This is a genomic window from Arthrobacter sp. P1_B9, from assembly GCF_056406495.1.
The window spans coordinates 19,353-34,355 of sequence record NZ_JBFUAA010000012.1; the positions used below are offsets into that span (position 1 = coordinate 19,353).

19 protein-coding genes are annotated in these 15,003 nt (G+C 64.1%); 10 read left to right on the forward strand and 9 right to left on the reverse strand.

Annotated features, from left to right (window positions below; genetic code table 11):
* Positions 1-29 precede the first annotated feature (29 nt).
* The gene (locus AC1D1A_RS15845) at positions 30-533 is read right to left on the reverse strand and encodes a MarR family winged helix-turn-helix transcriptional regulator (protein ID WP_476855806.1); all 504 of its coding nucleotides are present in this window, start codon (positions 531-533) and stop codon (positions 30-32) included.
* A gap of 316 nt (positions 534-849) precedes the next feature.
* On the opposite strand from AC1D1A_RS15845, the gene AC1D1A_RS15850 reads away from it, so the two are divergent.
* The 4 genes from AC1D1A_RS15850 (at position 850) to AC1D1A_RS15865 (ending at position 3,967) form a co-directional block, all read left to right on the forward strand.
* Positions 850-1,689, forward strand: a complete 840-nt coding sequence (locus tag AC1D1A_RS15850; RefSeq protein WP_476855807.1) for a hypothetical protein — start codon at positions 850-852, stop codon at positions 1,687-1,689.
* 8 nt (positions 1,690-1,697) lie between these two features.
* Complete coding sequence (locus tag AC1D1A_RS15855; RefSeq protein WP_043435594.1) at positions 1,698-2,099, forward strand: phage holin family protein; 402 nt, start codon at positions 1,698-1,700, stop codon at positions 2,097-2,099.
* 18 nt (positions 2,100-2,117) lie between these two features.
* Positions 2,118-2,726 (forward strand): DUF3618 domain-containing protein, encoded by a 609-nt coding sequence (locus AC1D1A_RS15860; protein WP_476948131.1) that lies wholly within the window; start codon positions 2,118-2,120, stop codon positions 2,724-2,726.
* 83 nt (positions 2,727-2,809) lie between these two features.
* Complete coding sequence (locus AC1D1A_RS15865; protein ID WP_476855809.1) at positions 2,810-3,967, forward strand: YihY/virulence factor BrkB family protein; 1,158 nt, start codon at positions 2,810-2,812, stop codon at positions 3,965-3,967.
* Positions 3,968-3,979: 12 nt separating this feature from the next.
* Here AC1D1A_RS15865 and AC1D1A_RS15870 read toward each other — a convergent pair whose 3' ends face one another.
* From AC1D1A_RS15870 to AC1D1A_RS15885, 4 genes are all read right to left on the reverse strand, one after another.
* Positions 3,980-4,612: a CG0192-related protein gene (locus AC1D1A_RS15870; protein WP_476855810.1), complete on the reverse strand. Its 633-nt coding sequence runs from the start codon at positions 4,610-4,612 to the stop codon at positions 3,980-3,982.
* Positions 4,613-4,827: 215 nt separating this feature from the next.
* Entirely contained in the window at positions 4,828-5,175 is a 348-nt protein-coding gene (locus tag AC1D1A_RS15875; protein ID WP_476849216.1) for a DUF6510 family protein, read from the reverse strand.
* The gene (locus tag AC1D1A_RS15880; protein WP_476849215.1) at positions 5,172-5,909 is read right to left on the reverse strand and encodes an FAD-binding oxidoreductase; all 738 of its coding nucleotides are present in this window, start codon (positions 5,907-5,909) and stop codon (positions 5,172-5,174) included. The genes AC1D1A_RS15875 and AC1D1A_RS15880 overlap by 4 nt, the downstream gene beginning before the upstream one ends.
* Before the next feature lie 10 nt (positions 5,910-5,919).
* Positions 5,920-6,513 (reverse strand): sulfite oxidase-like oxidoreductase, encoded by a 594-nt coding sequence (locus AC1D1A_RS15885; RefSeq protein ID WP_476948183.1) that lies wholly within the window; start codon positions 6,511-6,513, stop codon positions 5,920-5,922.
* A gap of 221 nt (positions 6,514-6,734) precedes the next feature.
* On the opposite strand from AC1D1A_RS15885, the gene AC1D1A_RS15890 reads away from it, so the two are divergent.
* The 5 genes from AC1D1A_RS15890 to AC1D1A_RS15910 all read left to right on the forward strand — a co-directional run bounded on the left by AC1D1A_RS15890 (position 6,735) and on the right by AC1D1A_RS15910 (position 10,115).
* Complete coding sequence (locus tag AC1D1A_RS15890; protein ID WP_476858486.1) at positions 6,735-8,171, forward strand: MFS transporter; 1,437 nt, start codon at positions 6,735-6,737, stop codon at positions 8,169-8,171.
* Between the two features lie 125 nt (positions 8,172-8,296).
* Positions 8,297-8,857: a Chromate resistance protein ChrB gene (locus AC1D1A_RS15895; RefSeq protein ID WP_476948132.1), complete on the forward strand. Its 561-nt coding sequence runs from the start codon at positions 8,297-8,299 to the stop codon at positions 8,855-8,857.
* 5 nt (positions 8,858-8,862) lie between these two features.
* The gene (locus tag AC1D1A_RS15900) at positions 8,863-9,327 is read left to right on the forward strand and encodes a DUF1232 domain-containing protein (RefSeq protein WP_230009189.1); all 465 of its coding nucleotides are present in this window, start codon (positions 8,863-8,865) and stop codon (positions 9,325-9,327) included.
* 19 nt (positions 9,328-9,346) lie between these two features.
* A complete protein-coding gene (locus AC1D1A_RS15905) occupies positions 9,347-9,922 on the forward strand; it encodes a cation efflux transmembrane domain-containing protein (protein ID WP_230009188.1) in 576 nt (191 codons plus the stop codon).
* Positions 9,923-9,962: 40 nt separating this feature from the next.
* Entirely contained in the window at positions 9,963-10,115 is a 153-nt protein-coding gene (locus AC1D1A_RS15910; protein ID WP_028276278.1) for an LPXTG cell wall anchor domain-containing protein, read from the forward strand.
* 238 nt (positions 10,116-10,353) lie between these two features.
* Here the strand turns inward: AC1D1A_RS15910 and AC1D1A_RS15915 are convergent, their stop codons facing one another.
* On the reverse strand, positions 10,354-10,989 hold the full coding sequence (locus tag AC1D1A_RS15915; RefSeq protein ID WP_476849211.1) for a LysE family translocator: 636 nt from the start codon (positions 10,987-10,989) through the stop codon (positions 10,354-10,356).
* The gene (locus AC1D1A_RS15920) at positions 10,986-11,975 is read right to left on the reverse strand and encodes an alpha/beta fold hydrolase (protein WP_476948133.1); all 990 of its coding nucleotides are present in this window, start codon (positions 11,973-11,975) and stop codon (positions 10,986-10,988) included. Before AC1D1A_RS15920 ends, AC1D1A_RS15915 begins: the two co-directional genes overlap by 4 nt.
* A gap of 97 nt (positions 11,976-12,072) precedes the next feature.
* Between AC1D1A_RS15920 and AC1D1A_RS15925 the strand changes: the two genes are divergently transcribed.
* Positions 12,073-13,137 (forward strand): hypothetical protein, encoded by a 1,065-nt coding sequence (locus tag AC1D1A_RS15925; RefSeq protein ID WP_476948134.1) that lies wholly within the window; start codon positions 12,073-12,075, stop codon positions 13,135-13,137.
* A 27-nt stretch (positions 13,138-13,164) separates the two neighbouring features.
* On the opposite strand, the gene AC1D1A_RS15930 is transcribed toward AC1D1A_RS15925, so the two are convergent.
* Together AC1D1A_RS15930 and AC1D1A_RS15935 are read right to left on the reverse strand one after the other, a co-directional pair.
* On the reverse strand, positions 13,165-14,178 hold the full coding sequence (locus AC1D1A_RS15930) for a patatin-like phospholipase family protein (protein WP_476948135.1): 1,014 nt from the start codon (positions 14,176-14,178) through the stop codon (positions 13,165-13,167).
* 256 nt (positions 14,179-14,434) lie between these two features.
* Entirely contained in the window at positions 14,435-14,962 is a 528-nt protein-coding gene (locus AC1D1A_RS15935; RefSeq protein ID WP_476855816.1) for a DUF427 domain-containing protein, read from the reverse strand.
* Positions 14,963-15,003: the final 41 nt, after the last annotated feature.

Genomic DNA, 15,003 nt, shown 5'->3' on the forward strand with positions numbered 1-15,003 from the left:
CCAGAGGCACCCAGCCGCGGGCGGCTAGTTCATTGGCGCCGGAGGCCGTCTTGGGCAGGGGAGGGCACGTCGAGCCTGGAGTTCCCGGTCGTGGAGCCTTGGGTGCCGGGCCGTGGAGCCTGGAAGAAATCCACAAACCGGGCGAGTTGCTCAGACAGGGCCTCCCACCCGTCGAAGTCGGCAGGAACGGCTGCGCGCTCAGCCTGGGAGGCTGCTTGCAGTGCGGCTGTGCCGGCGTCGGTAATCTCGACCTGAAATTGGCGCCGATCGTCCGGGTTGCGCGTCCTGGTGACCAGACCCGCGTCCTCGAGCCGGGCAAGGACGCGGCCGAGCGTTTGGCTTTGGACATGAACTCTTGCGGCGAGCTGTTCCTGGTACATGGGGCGGGGAGCCACGGCTTCCAGTGCGATGACGGCGGCACGCGTCAATCCCAGTGGCGCCAGGGCATCGTCGTGGAGGCGTTGCACTAAACGGGCCGCTGCGGTTAGAAGCCGGTAAACGTCCCGGGCGTGGGGCTCGCGGGCGAGGATCACGAAGACGACCTTCCTGATTGGGTGGCAACGAAAGTCACGCTACCTGCGACGGCGGCACAAAGCGCCGACGCTGGACCCCCACCATATGCATGCCGGACTCCTTTTTGGCAAGTATGCTTACTATTTTTCACGCGCGGCTTGCAGTGCGCGCCGCGCGTCACCAGGCGGGCGGGAGGCGGCCCGTCCGATTTTCGATCGAGGCCTTGCGCGACATATAGCAAGTGTGCTTAGTATTTAGTTAGTAACCGTGCTTACTAATTTCATCCGGTAGCGCTAGTCACGATCCCAAGCGGACCATTCCTGAAAGAGAGCAACGATGACACAGAACCCATGGGCCCAGGCAGCACCCGAAGCTTCCCCGGACCGGTACGCCGGCGTTGGAGTTGTGCCCCCACAAGGCACGGGACGCGCTGACTCCAAACAGGAAGCGGCCAAGGACGAAGCTGCGGACGTAACGCGGCACGCGGCAGATGCTGCCCAGAACGTCGCCGAGACGGCTAAGACGGAGGCAGTCAACGTTGCCGCCGAGGTCAAGACCAATGCCCGGGACCTGCTTCACCAGGCCAAGTCCGATCTCACCGAGCAGGCAGGAACCCAGCAGCAGAAGGTCGCCGAAGGTCTGCGGTCCGTCGCCGGCGAACTGCATTCCATGGCTGCCGCCTCCGACCAGCCCGGCGTGGCCACCGACCTTGTCCGCCAAGCTGCCGAGCGGTCCTCCGCTGTTGCGTCCTGGCTCGATGGCCGGGATCCGGGTTCGCTGCTGACCGAGGTTAAGTCCTTTGCCCGCCAGCGCCCGGGAACCTTCCTCCTGCTCGCGGCCGGAGCCGGTGTTCTGGCGGGGCGTCTCAGCCGCAGCTTGAGCGCCGGCGCCCCCGAAGCGACGGGCGCTACCGCTACGGGCACGTCCACTGGCGGCCGGATCCCCGATACCGGGGTAGCGGTTCCGCCGCCGCCGGTACAGATGCCCGCTCCGCAAACCACGACGGCGGGCCTAGCCGACACCTACCCGCCGAATCCGCTGGACTCCGATTTGGGAACCCCCGATCCGCTCCGCGACGCCGGGCAGGGCCGCCGGTCCTCAGAGTCCGTGGCCGGTGAGCCATTGCAGCAGGCTGATCCGCTGCGCGATGACCCCTTTGACGGTGGCCGTCGATGAGCAGCGAAATGCCTCCCACAGCCGCGCAGGCAAAGGCTGAATCGACTTCCCTGGGTGACCTCCTCGGTGAGGTCACACGGGACATGTCCACCCTGATGCGACAGGAAGTGGAACTGGCCAAGGTCGAACTTAAGCAGTCCGCCACCCGGGCAGGCAAAGGCACCGGCATGCTCGCCGGCGCCGGCGTCGCTGGCCATTTCGTGCTCCTGTTTCTGTCTTTGGCGCTCTGGTGGGCGCTGGGGATCGTGATGGGACTGGGCTGGTCCGGCGTTGTTGTCGCCGTCATCTGGGCAGTTGTAGCCGCCGTTCTGGCAGCCATGGGCCGCAAGGAACTGAACGCGATCAAGGGCATGCCGAGGACGGCTGAAACCCTCCAGGAAATCCCGCCCACCCTAAAACCCAACTCCTAGATTCAGCGAGGAAACACGATGAGTGAAAACCCGGATGTCATCCGAGCAGATATTGAAGCAACCCGTGCCCGCCTGGGCACAAACGTGGACGCCGTCGCTGACAAAGTCACGCCGTCGCATATCGTCCAGCGGCAGACGGACAGAGTCAAAGAGAACGTCAAAGACGCCGTCTTCGGAGTGAAGGATAAAGTCATGGGAGCCGCAGACCACACCGCCGACCACGTCCACTCCACCACCGGAAGCGTCGGCTCGCATGTGAGCGACGCGGGCTCCGCAGTGGCGGGCGCGCCGGGCCAGCTGAAGAACAGGACACGGGGGAACCCACTGGCTGCCGGGCTGATCGCCTTTGGTGCCGGCCTGCTCGTTTCCTCCCTGATCCCGGCCAGCCAGAAGGAGCGTGAAGCCGCTGATGCCCTCAAATCGGCGGCCGAGCCACTCACCACGGAACTGACGGACGCCGCCAAGCAAGTAGCCGAAGGCCTCAAGGCGCCCGCCCAGGAAGCCATGGAGAACGTCAAGGCCACTGCCGCGGACGCAACCGATCACCTCAAGGCAGACGGGCAGGCCGCTGTGGGGGACGTCATGGATCGGACTGCCGAAGCCAAGGACAACGTTCAGCAGGCCTGAGGCCGCGTCTGAATAAGGCCGGCTGCCCTCGCTGATGCGCTGGGCGGCCGGCCATTTCCCTTAACCCCACGAAGGAATTTCCAATGGCCAAGAACCCAACCAAGGCAGAAAATGAATCCATGACCGACGCCGAAACGGACGAGAGCAGTACCGCCAAGGCCCGGACGGCACCTGCCCCGGACGACTCCCGTAAACCGGACAGCCCGGCCGACGTCACTAAGCCCTCGTGGAAGTACATCGTCAAGAAGACCCTGCGTGAGTTCACCAAGGACCAGTGCCCGGATCTCGCCGCAGCCCTGACCTACTATTCGGTCCTCTCAATTTTCCCGGCGCTGTTGGCCCTCGTGTCTTTGCTGGGCATCTTCGGGCAGGCAGAGAAGACCACGTCCGCGCTTCTGGAGATCGTCCAGGGTTTCGCGCCTGGTGACACTGTGCAGGCGATCAAACAACCAGTCGAGCAGCTCAGCAGTTCCTCCGCTGCCGGACTCACCCTGGTACTCGGCATCCTCACCGCCCTCTGGTCCGCCTCCGGTTACGTCGGCGCGTTTGGCCGGGCCATGAACCGGATCTACGAAATTGACGAGGGCCGGCCGTTCATCAAGCTTCGGGGCACGATGCTCGCGGTCACCATTGCCACCGTGCTGATCGTTCTTGTGCTTTCGGCCATGCTGGTGCTGAGCGGGCCGGTGGCCGAGGCCGTCGGCAACGCTATCGGCTTGGGCGGGGCCGTCCTGACGGCGTGGAACATTCTCAAGTGGCCGGTGATTCTGTTGCTCGTGATTCTGGCGATCGCCATCCTCTACTACGCTACGCCGAACGTAAAGCAGCCCAAGTTCCGCTGGATGAGCCTGGGTTCCGCTATCGCCTTGGTCATCTTCCTGCTGGCGTCCCTGGCCTTCGCTTTCTATGTGGCCAACTTCAATAGCTACGAGAAGACCTATGGTGCGATCGGCGGCGTCATTATCTCGCTGCTGTGGCTCTGGATCCTGAACATGTCGTTGCTGTTCGGTGCCGAGTTCGACGCCGAGATGGAGCGTGGACGCCAACTCCAGGCCGGCATTGAGGCCGAAGAGACCATCCAATTGCCGCCACGGGACACGAAACAGAGCGATAAGCTCCAGGCCCGCGAAGAAGAGGACATTCGCCGCGGGCGCGAGCTGCGGGAACGGCACGGGATGCAGCCTGAACGGCAGGAAGGCGATACCCAATCCCGGGACACGGACGGAGTGGGGCGCCCCTAACCCGCGGAAATGTCAGGCACCACTGACGGCGGCGAGTTTGACGTTGTCCTTCTGACCTTCCCAGGTGCCGGTCAGCGCGAGCGGGCCGACCGGTTGCTCATCCAGGTCCAGCCGCCGGATAACAAGCAAGTGAAGGTCAGCAGTCTCGATGGCGGTGCCGGCGTCGGTGGCGCGCGGTGCCGCTGAAGAGACGTCAGGGACTGCCTCGAGTTTCGGTCCGGTGCTTCGCACGAAGACCGTCTGGGCCAGAAGTTCCAGATTTTCCCCCTTTTGGAGGTATTGCTCTGCCTGCGGCCGGCCCAGCATGATGCTCGCCGCCAGCGCTGCCACGTAGATTGGATCGGCGCAGGCATCGTAAACCCACCTCGGGCCGAGAACCGAGTGCTGCATGGTTCCGACCAACCAGGATTCCGCTCCGGCCAAGGGCTGGGCCCTGTACGTGAGTGGGACTTGAAAAGTGGAGTTGCCCACCGACACGATGATGGTTTCTATGCCGACCTCGCCGGCGGGGTCGTCGAACCGGTAGGAGCCTACTTTGTGCAGCGCTGCCGTGCCGGGTTGCGTGAACCACGGCTGGCGGGGCAGCCACTGTGCGAGAAGTTCAAGTTTCGTCGGCTGCAGTTCTGCCTGGTGGATGATCGCCATGACTGCAAGCCTAACCGTGCACTGGCGACACGTTGATCAAATAACTAGAGGAAAGGTACTGACCACTGGTTGGCGATCGCCCGGCCGAGTGTCGTTGTTCCAGATCCACTGGCTCCCATGATGAAGGGTTGAGAGTGTTCAGCATCGTCGCAGGCTACCCCTTCACGCCCCCTGCGGTCTTGAGCACGCCGGGGTGCGGATAGCAGAGCAGCGCGTTAGGTCTCCCGGTCGATCTGGAGGTAGCTGAGTCCGCTGACATCGAGCCAGAATTTAGTCGGAGTCTCTACGAGACGCAGCAGGACGCCCCCGCAGGAACTGCAGCGCACAACCATTCCCGGGGCATCGGCATAGACCGCTGCTTCCCCGAAGACCCTGACAGCGCCACAATTCTTGCACCGACCGATCGCTGCAATGATGTCGATGCGGAACAGTTCCCACAAGGGTCCCGCTGCCGCGTTCCCGTCAAGATGAGGTATCGGATTGCCGCCGGTCCCGGCGATGTCCTGGTCCTCGAGGCGCGGGTCCTCAGCACCAGGGGAAGCGGAGCCGTTGTTGCCAGTCACCGTATTCCTCCCGTTCCGCCAAAGCGTTCGGTCTTGATCGAGGCGGCCGGATAGCCCGCCTGCACCATCCACTCTGTGACCGTTTCGACAAACATCGTCTGACCGCAGATGAAGATGTCGGGTGCCATGTCCGCCGGCAGGATGCTTGCCAACAGTGTTTCAGCGGTGAGTCGCTGCGGGACCATTGGCCAGCCCTCCGGGACTTTGCGTGTATAGACATAGTCGACCGTCAGCTTGGGAGATCCCTGGTTCAAGGTGAGCAGCTCCTCCCGATAGAACCCTGCCTCGGGCGATTTCAGCGAGTACAGCAACCGGAACTGTGAAGGATTCCCGGATGCCTCGTGGGCGCGGATCATGGACATGAGCGGGACAATGCCGGATCCCCCGGCGATCAGCTGAACCGGGTTGGGGTCGGTCGGAAGCCAGACGAACCAGCCGCCGACGGGCCCCCGGATCTCCAACTGGTCCCCGACCATCAGGTCTCTGACCAGGTAGGGGGAGACCTCCCCGTTGGCCAGTTCGTCGACCGTGATCTCCAGGAGTTCGTCCATGCCGGCTGTGGCCACTGAGTAGGACCGCACTGCCGTGTATCCGTCGTCCGCCGTGAGCCGGATATCGATGTGCTGGCCGGGAAGGTTGCCGTTCAGCCCGTCCACGCGCAGGCCGATGGTTCTGGAGGATTCCGTTTCTGGAACGCCACGAATCACCTCGGCGACGCGCCACAGGGTGCTCATCTGTCCTGCCTCATGAGTAACGCTCCTCGCGCCACGGGTCGCCATAGATGTGGTACCCGTTCGATTCCCAGAAGCCGGGAACATCGTGCGGCATCAGCTCGATGCCATTGATCCACTTCGCACTCTTCCAAAAGTAAAGATGGGGTATCAGCAGGCGGGCAGGGCCACCGTGGGCCCGTTCCAATGGCTCACCGTCGAATTGCCAGGCCACCCATGCCTGGCCGTCCAGCAGGTCCTGCAACGGGACATTGGTCGAATAGCCGCCGTAGGAGTGAGCGGTAGTGAACTCGGACGTTGTTTCCACATCCGTGAACAAGGTGTCCAGGGACACCCCGCGCCACGAGGTGCCTAGCTTGGACCAGCTGGTCACGCAATGAATATCGGTCCGGATATCAATCTGCGGTAGCGCCAAGAGCTCGTCCCAGGACCAGGCGCGGCGCTGCCCAGTCTCCGTTGTAATAAAGAATTCCCAGTCAGCCCGGGCGATATAAGGTGCAGGGCCCGCCGTCAGTACGGGAAAGCTTGGCGTCTCGTATTGGCCGGGTGGTAAGGCTGGATTGCCGGTGCGCCGTTTTCCATGAAAACCAGACGAGATGATTCCCATCATGTACCTCCGATGCGGAGCTCCGCCGGTCGAATGTAATCGGTGCCCCAACGATAGGGCAACGGCGGGACAGAGACCAGACATAAAAATATACTCCGGTGCCGCCAGGATACGCCGAGTACGTAAACGCAGCCGACGGCGTCGTCTGTCGCCAGAGCGACGGGCTGAACGTCCTTCCATAGGTGAGTCCGGCAACCGCCGGGGCGGGTGTAGCTTGAAGGATGAGTTCCCTACCGTCGGCGCGTACGCAGAGGCTCGTGCTGTGGATCGCGATTCTCGCTTCCTTTGTGTCGTTTCTCGACGGCAGCGTCATCAATGTAGCGCTGCCGGCCATTTCCCGTGAACTGGGCGGCGGACTGACAACGCAGCAATGGGTTGTCGATGCCTACCTGATCACCCTGGGTTCACTGATCCTTGTCGCCGGTTCGCTCTCTGATTTGCTGGGCCGGGTTGTCGTTCTCCGGGCAGGCCTGATCGGGTTCGGCGCGACATCAGTGATGTGTGCGCTGGCACCGACAGCGGACTGGCTGGTCCTGGCCAGGGCGCTTCAAGGCGTCGCGGGCGCCTTGCTGGTGCCCAGTTCCCTGGCTCTGATCACATCAAACTTCGACGAAGCGCCCCGGGCGAAGGCAATCGGCCAGTGGACTGCCGGTACAACCGTGGCTTTCATCGCGGGACCCCTGCTCGGCGGAGTGCTCGTTGATTCGGTGGGCTGGCGTTGGATCTTCGGAATCAACGTCCTGCCCATTGCCGTGACCTTGTACCTGCTAGCCGTGTTGCGGGTCAAGGATGTTCGCAAGGAGGGCGTGCGGATCGACTACGCGGGTGCCGTGCTCTGTGTGCTCGGGTTGGCGGGGCCGGTCTACGCGTTGATCGAACAGGGCAACTATGGCTGGGGGAGTCCGCTCATTCTGATGCCCCTCGCCCTCGGTATCCTGTGCCTCGCCGGGTTCATTTGGCGGGAAAAGACCGCGAAGTACCCGCTCCTGCCGCTCAGCCTCTTCTCCGTCCGAAACTTTGCCGTAGGCAACGTGGCTACGGCCTTCGTCTACGCCGCGCTGTCGATCGGCGGGTTCATCATCGTGCTTTTCCTGCAGCAGGTTGCCGGGTTTCCGGCGACGTCGGCCGCTCTGGCCTTGCTTCCCGTCAGCCTCGTCAACATCCTCTTGGCGTCATGGTTTGGCTCACTGGCCGGGCGGTTCGGCCCGAGGTGGTTCATGGCCTTCGGACCTGCCCTCGCCGGGGGCGGCTATCTCCTGATGCTCGCGTCGGAAATCCCGGTCGATTACTGGACCCAGCTGATGCCCGGGATCCTCCTGTTCGCAGTCGGGCTCTCGGCGACAGTCGCGCCGCTAACCGCCGCCATTCTCGGTTCGGTGTCGGAACAGCAGGCAGGTATCGGTTCGGCAGTGAATAACGCCGTCAGCAGGGTTGCCGGTCTGGTCGGCATCGCGCTGGTGGGCCTCGTCATGGGCGGCAAACTTGATCTCGACGGATTTCACCGGGTGGTGACCGTGACGGCGGTGTTGCTCATCCTCGGGGGCATCGTTTCCGCCGTCGGTATCCAGAACCCGCCTAAGCGGCCTGCACTTCGGGCCAGGCAGAAAGTCCCATCCCAAGGCACCCGGAGCTACCGTATTTTCAGACCGGGCCGATAGGGCTAAGGGATTCCATCGGACCGACCGAACGTACCGGCCGAGGCCCTCGGGTATCTGTGCCGTCCAGGGCAGTGGGTGATGTAACAGCTGTTACTTACCTTGTTGTAGCAGTATATGATTGGCGCATGGATTGGTTGGTTCTTGTTGTCCGGTTGACTGGTGAGGCCTCACGGACGAGGGTCGGTGTGTGGCGGGAGCTCCGGAGGATCGGTGCTGCGCCAGTGGCCTCAGGGGTGTGGACCGTTCCGGACACGCCGTTCTTCTCGGAAGCCGTGCCGAGGGTCGTGGAGCTGGCCGGCCGCGGAACCGGCAGCGTCCTTGTCCTGCCCACGCCGGGCAGCGGCGATGCGGGAGTGGAAGGCCTGCGCTCGGCATTCGAGGAGCTCAGGTTGGATGAGTGGAAGGAATTCTCCGGCGATTGCGGGGCGTTCGAGGCCGAAATCGCCAAGGAAACCCGAAGCGGCAAGTTCACTCTGGCGGAGCTGGAAGAGGAAGAGCAGAGCCTGGACCGCTTGCGGCGCTGGTACCGTGATCTGAAAAGCCGTGACGTTCTGGAACTGCCGGAAGCGCAGGCCGCCGACGAGCAGTTGCGCGAGTGCTCCGCTGTATTCGACGAGTACGCCGAGAAGGTCTACGCGACTCTGCATGCCCCGGCAGGCCATGGCCTGCCTGAGGCCGGGGAGTAGGGGCCGTGCAGTGGTGGCAGACGGCGCTGGGTATCCTGGCCGGGCTCGTTGGCGTCTACGCGGTTCTTCTGCTGGGGTTGTGGGTCTATGCGAGGTCCCATCCGGAGACGGTGGGTATGCGGGACGCGTTGCGGCTGCTGCCGGATGTGTTGCGCGTGCTGAGGCGTTTGGCGGCCGACCCGGCGGTATCCCGCGGCGCCCGGATCAAGCTGTTGCTTTTGCTGGGATATCTGCTCTTGCCGCTGGATCTTGTTCCGGACTTCCTCCCGCTGATTGGCTATGCCGATGACGTGATCATCATGGCCCTGGTTCTTCGTTCCGTGATCCGCTCCGCGGGTCCGGAGTCTTTGCGGCGGCATTGGCCGGGCACCCCGGCCGGGCTTGCCGTCATCGAACGGCTGGCCGGCCTGCCGGCACCCATCGCCGGAAACGCCGGGGGCGCCGGGAAAGAGAGCACAGATGCTGCCTGAAATTTTGAAGCGCCCTGAGATGGCGCGCCTGAGACGTCGCGGGTTCATCCTTGAGGGCATCACGTTGGGCTGGAACGTCGTCGGAGTGGCAGTTCTTGCCGTCACTTCCATCACGGCCGGATCGGTGGCGCTGGCCGGCTTCGGCCTGGACAGCCTGATCGAGATCGGTGCCAGCACCGTGGTGATCTGGGAACTCTCCGGGACCGGGGAACGGCGTCAACGGTTTGCGTTGAGGCTGATCGCCGGGGCGTTCGTTGCCCTGGCCCTCTATCTGCTCATCCAGTCCGGACTTGCCTTGGCGGCCGGGCACCACGCACGGCCGAGCCCCGCCGGAATTATCTGGACGGCTGTCACGGCAGTGGTCATGTTCGCCCTCTCAGCCGGAAAGGCCCGCACGGGCATGGCGCTGGGCAATCCCGTTCTGATAGCAGAGGGCAAGGTGACGTTTATCGACGGTCTTCTGGCGGCCGCCGTGCTGGCCGGTATCTTGCTGGACACCTTTGCCGGTTGGTGGTGGGCCGACCCCGTGGCCGGCATGGTCATCGTCTACTACGCGGTCCGCGAAGCCGTGGCCATCTTCCGCCACGATCACTGATCGTTCGGAAGCAGCCACCTGGGTGGCTTAGGCTTTCCGTATGGGACTAATAATCACACTGCTTATCATTTGGCTTATTCTTTCGATCCTTGGCTTCGCTGTGAAGGGTCTGCTCTGGTTGGCCATCATCGGACTGGTGCTCCTGGTGGCTACGGCTGTATGGGGCTGGGTGAAGCGCAAGGCCAAGGCCTGACGCAACCCTGATCTTCATTCGGCGGCGGCCGGTCCTCTTCAGGACCGGCCGCCGTTTTCGTGAAATTCGCGGAGTCAATGAGCCAACTCGGGGGTGGCGTCCTTAACAGGCCTGGACTGCGAAGGATCCCGGTGATGTATGCCCTCGACTGGTCGCAGCCACCCGAGGAACGGCTGGATTCGGGTTGGCGTTCTACCGGATAGGGAACTGCACCTGTCCGTCGAGGTCCGGCGCGCCGCTACGAGCTGGTGCTGGATGCCAGTACACCCAGGCCGAGCGCGGCGATGATGCCGCTGCTGCCGCGTTCGAGCCAACTGCTCACCCGGGGGCGCTGCAGCCAGGCCATTGCCTTCGCTGCCGCGACGGCTACAGCCGCCAGGTAGAGGAATCCAATGGCGCTTTCGATGGCACCGAGCACCATGGCTGTATCCAGCGTGTTGCCGCCGTGTGGAATGAACTGCGGCACGACGGCGAGGTAGAACAGGCCGACCTTGGGGTTGAGCAGTGTGGAGAACGCGCCGGCGCCGAAGCCGGTCCTTCGGCTGTAGCTCCGGCGGGGAGCGTGCCCGGCCGCCGGGGATGCAGTTGTGCGGCGCGCCCGGATCAGCGACGAGATTCCCAGATACAGCAAGTACAACCCGCCTGCGATCTTCAGCCAACGGAACACTTCCGCCGAGTCCTCCAGCACGGCGGCGAGCCCCACTCCCACCAGCGCGGCCCAGACCAGGGATGCCAGAGCTGAGCCCAGCGCCGCCGCCAGGCCGGCCCCGGCACTTTGCAGCGAGATCCTCAGCACCAGGAAGGTATCCGGGCCGGGGGTAACGGAAAGCAGCAGGCACAGCCCGGCAAAGGCCAGGAGGGTCACGGCGGTCATGGGCACCATTGTCCTTTCGCTGGCCGCCCGACTGCAATCCGTCGCGATGGTTTGCTGCTTACCGGGCATTGCATGACGCCGGTTGGACGCCGCGGACGCATCGCCTTGCCCTTCTTCGGCGGAGCCATGACACAGGGATTCCGTCCGCATGCGGGCGCCACTGCCCGCTGGCTTTTGTCGTCTGACGCCTCACGCACGCGCATGAGCCAGTCGGCGGCAAGGGCTCGCACGAGGTTGGGTTGCTCATGGATCAAGGCGTGGCCGGCGCGGTCGAGTACGGCCAACGTAGCGCGTGGGTAGTGCAGGATCAGCTCCGACGGTCCTGTGTGCCCGGCGGTGGCATCCTGTCGCCCGGCAACGACCAACACCGGATGAGGATAGGCTTTCGCGGCTTCCGGCCGATCCCGCAACTCCCAGTGCGAAAAGATCCGCATCAGGCTCGACTCGTCAGCCAGGGACGTTGCGGGAGCCACATACTCCTGGAACCGACGCAGCGTTTCAGGCGTCTGCACAACGAAGTAGCTGCGGTAAGTAGCCTCGAGATCCGAGCCGAGTGCACCGGTCAGATCGACCGACGAAACAAGGACCTCGTGCTGAGGCACGTCGCGCGTCTGTTGGCCAACAGGGCAGATTAGCGCCAGCCCGACGGCCTGATCAGGTCGCAGACTCGCAATCGCACGGGCCAGGTAGCCGCCGTAGGACTGACCCACGATAAGAAACGGTTCATCACCAATAGTGCTGGCGATAAGGCCGAGCAGAATGTCCACGACGTCGTCATTGCTCGTGATCGTCTCAGGCGCCGGGGTCCGGCCCATCCCGGGCAGGTCCGGATACAGGCGCCGGTAGCCAGGCACGTCGTCGAAAATCGGTTCAAGGGCACCGGCGATCTCGCGATGATCCACACCGGCGCCGTGCAGAGCGAGAACCGGCGTGCCACTGCCGTACTCGGCGTAATGCACAGAAACTCCGCTAACCGTGGTCTCCATCACGCTATGGTAAAACGCGTTGCGACGATACCCGCCATCATCGACGGCACCTGAGACCGCTCCAGATAAAGCTGCGCTGTGGTGGGAGGATGATCTGATGACGCCAAGTGTGGACGTATTTCTGCGGGGGCCCCGGGGGCGCCGTCTGTGCCTCGAACTGGCGATGCAGCTGGATCCGGAGGTCAAAACGGCGGCCTTCTGGTTGGGATACGAACTTGATAGTGGACCGGGGACCTCGCGGGTCCTGCTGAGCGCTGCTGCCTCCGGGGAGACCGCGATGCCGGCCTTTGCCGCGTCACCAGAACAGCTGGCTGCCAGGCTCGCCTCACTGGATTTTACCGACCTTGACAGCGACCTGGTCCAGGCGGCCCTCGAGCGGTCCGTGGACGCTGCAAGGTACTGGCAGGCACCCGATGGAGAGGACGTGCTCGCGGATCTCCCGGGTGTGACGGCGGCCCTGTCGCCCGTCGCGGAACAGGTCATGGCGCTGCCCGACATCCAGTGGTTCTGGCAGCCTCGCCGGGCGGAGCAGTGGGCCATCGACTGGCGATCGACAGACGGCCAGACACTGCTGCCGAAGAATCCGCGACAAACACTGGCTGGGTGGGGCCGAGACGAACGAGCCGGTGAATTGCGGGCCGCGCGCGAACGCCCGGGCGACCCTCGCGCCAACTGGTCAGGAACCTGGTGGTCGATACCGCACGGGCTAGTCCACACCGTCGGGCAGGTCCCGGCCGCACTGAGCCTCGTGGAAGATTCCCTGGGCTGGGAGCAGGCGACCACGGTTCCAGTTCAGGGAGCGGGCCGGACACTTGAGATCGGCACAGCAAAAGACTGGATAACGCTGTGCCGCAGGTTCCCAATGGAGGTCACTGCATCCCGGCGACACGACTGGTTCCGCCTGACTGGACGCGACGGCCGGTGGGTCATCCCGGATTGGGAACAAGTGGCAGGGGAGTGGGACGCCGCGCACCTCTCCGTCCTGGGTTACCTCGACGGCGCGACGCGCCCACTACAGGTCGACGCCGAAACGGCGACGGTCATCGCCGGATGGGCCCCGGACAGCACGATCTGGCTGACAGATGTCGCGCACGAATCGGGTGGCCCGCGGCAGGCATGGCACCGCGCCTCGCACGGCGACCCCTGGACTCTCGCGCCGTAACAGTCGAACACCGACAGGTTTCGGCCGTCACCGCCAGATTTCGGCGACCAGCTCCGCGAGGGCTCTGCCCTGGCTGTAACCAGCTCGAGCCGCAGGCGGACGCAAGGACAGATCCATCGCATTGGCGCCGAACATGTGCTCCGCGGCGCTATCCGGGAAGATAGTTTGGACCCTGCTGCCCCCGGCGCGCAGTTCGTCGACTTGGGTGGCGAGATCCATGCCCCACTCGAGCGGCATCCGCGACCTGCCGCCGAAGGGTGACAACACCAGCACAAGCCCGTATCCAGCCGCCAGGTCGGCGTTCTCACTGCGTCGATAGCCGCCGTTGATGTACCGGCTCCCGCCGATGCGGTAGCCGTTGCTGGTGCTGGCGGCGACGGCGTCCACCAGATCGATTCCGCTGTTGCGGTCGAACACGACCGGTTCCCCGGTATCCGCATCAACAGCCGCGATCAGCACGGGCTGTTGCGGCCAGTGCCGGCTGGGAAGCCGGGCCGCGACGATGTCGCGCCAGCGCATCTGGGCAGAGCCGTCGGAAGCTTCCATCTCGAGTGCCGCGGCGCCCATCCTGCGGCGCATGTCGGAGGCATCCGCAGCAGAACCAATGATTCCGTTGGACCACTCCAGATAGGTCTGCCCCGAGAAATTCGTTGCGCGTCCCTTGTCCGGTCCGGAATGGCCGGCTTGTGGCCGAGGCACCTCGGCGAGGATGGCGGCGTACAGTTCGGCCGGCCGTGTCCCGCTGGTGATCTGGGCAGCCACTGTCGATCCTGCCGATGTCCCGATGATGAGATCGGCCTCGGTGACATCGATGCCGGCATCGGACAGGCCGGCGATGAGACCGAGTTCCCACGCATTGCCTGCCGCTCCGGCGCCGGCGAGCACCAAGGCCCGCGTGTGTGTGTTGCCGGTCCGTCGTGCGGCGCCGGTCTGTTGGCCGGGAACGGGCCAATTTCCGGGCTGTGGTGTCCGCGTCACTGCAACGGCACCGGATGCGGTCGTCGAACGGATGCGCGGAGTTGAAGAAGATGTTGTGTTCATGGGAGTCGCCTTTCGCGAATTTGCCTTGCGGCACTCCCGGAGACGACTACTTCAGTCGCGCGACCGTGGACTTCGGGGGAGCGCCCATTACGGAAACTGCGTTCATGGGTCTCACCTCCTGAAGATTGATCACGATCACCGGAAAGCTATCACGCCGGCAAGGCGGGGCACAACGGGCTTCAAGCCGCCAGAGCGAGCACCGGCTGAGTCGCCACACGCACCGGCAGCAAGTCTTGCCGGCGTAAGCGCGATGTGCTCACCACCCGGCCGTGCCCGGGCCGCCCTTGAAAGGACCAACGATCTGCGTGGTGATCCAACCGCCGTAGAAGTCACCTTCCTGGAAGGTCACCTGCTCGCCGTCGACTTGGCAGGAGTCCATGTGAGCCGGGTAGAGGGCCACCCGGGAGCTGAGCGCCCCGAAACCCAGGGTGGGTTCGGGATAGGTCCACCCGCCACGGGGAACGACGACTCCGCCGGCAACGACGTCGAAGTAGTGCGCTTCTCCCTTGAACTCGCAGAAGCTGGTGCCCCCGACCGGGACGAGTACACCGGCAGGGAATGAGTCCAATGGCAAGTAGTAGACAGGCGGGTGACTTGTCTCCAGGACGCGCACCGCATCGGTGGTGTCGGCAATCACCTGCCCGCCAAGCCGCACGATAACCCGTTCGGATCGGGGCTCGACCCTCGGCGGCCGCGGATAGTCCCACACCGATTCTTGGCCCGCCTTGGGTTTGATGGGCTGGGGACGCCGGAAAAGGCCTGAAGAACCGTGTGCAGGAGTCATGTCCCCATGGTGCCATCTTCTGCTGGGATCCCACCGTGAGC

Excerpts from the sequence above, each read along its gene's own strand:
- AC1D1A_RS15880 (WP_476849215.1), bottom strand. The coding sequence starts at position 5,909 with ATGAGCACCCTGTGGCGCGTCGCCGAGGTGATTCGTGGCGTTCCAGAA.
- AC1D1A_RS15860 (WP_476948131.1), top strand. The coding sequence starts at position 2,118 with ATGAGTGAAAACCCGGATGTCATCCGAGCAGATATTGAAGCAACCCGT.
- AC1D1A_RS15925 (WP_476948134.1), top strand. The coding sequence starts at position 12,073 with ATGACGCCAAGTGTGGACGTATTTCTGCGGGGGCCCCGGGGGCGCCGT.
- AC1D1A_RS15915 (WP_476849211.1), bottom strand. The coding sequence starts at position 10,989 with ATGACCGCCGTGACCCTCCTGGCCTTTGCCGGGCTGTGCCTGCTGCTT.
- AC1D1A_RS15865 (WP_476855809.1), top strand. The coding sequence starts at position 2,810 with ATGGCCAAGAACCCAACCAAGGCAGAAAATGAATCCATGACCGACGCC.
- AC1D1A_RS15930 (WP_476948135.1), bottom strand. The coding sequence starts at position 14,178 with ATGAACACAACATCTTCTTCAACTCCGCGCATCCGTTCGACGACCGCA.
- AC1D1A_RS15920 (WP_476948133.1), bottom strand. The coding sequence starts at position 11,975 with ATGGAGACCACGGTTAGCGGAGTTTCTGTGCATTACGCCGAGTACGGC.
- AC1D1A_RS15935 (WP_476855816.1), bottom strand. The coding sequence starts at position 14,962 with ATGACTCCTGCACACGGTTCTTCAGGCCTTTTCCGGCGTCCCCAGCCC.
- AC1D1A_RS15890 (WP_476858486.1), top strand. The coding sequence starts at position 6,735 with ATGAGTTCCCTACCGTCGGCGCGTACGCAGAGGCTCGTGCTGTGGATC.
- AC1D1A_RS15870 (WP_476855810.1), bottom strand. The coding sequence starts at position 4,612 with ATGGCGATCATCCACCAGGCAGAACTGCAGCCGACGAAACTTGAACTT.
- AC1D1A_RS15850 (WP_476855807.1), top strand. The coding sequence starts at position 850 with ATGACACAGAACCCATGGGCCCAGGCAGCACCCGAAGCTTCCCCGGAC.
- AC1D1A_RS15885 (WP_476948183.1), bottom strand. The coding sequence starts at position 6,513 with ATGGGAATCATCTCGTCTGGTTTTCATGGAAAACGGCGCACCGGCAAT.
- AC1D1A_RS15910 (WP_028276278.1), top strand. The coding sequence starts at position 9,963 with ATGGGACTAATAATCACACTGCTTATCATTTGGCTTATTCTTTCGATC.
- AC1D1A_RS15895 (WP_476948132.1), top strand. The coding sequence starts at position 8,297 with ATGGATTGGTTGGTTCTTGTTGTCCGGTTGACTGGTGAGGCCTCACGG.
- AC1D1A_RS15855 (WP_043435594.1), top strand. The coding sequence starts at position 1,698 with ATGCCTCCCACAGCCGCGCAGGCAAAGGCTGAATCGACTTCCCTGGGT.
- AC1D1A_RS15905 (WP_230009188.1), top strand. The coding sequence starts at position 9,347 with ATGGCGCGCCTGAGACGTCGCGGGTTCATCCTTGAGGGCATCACGTTG.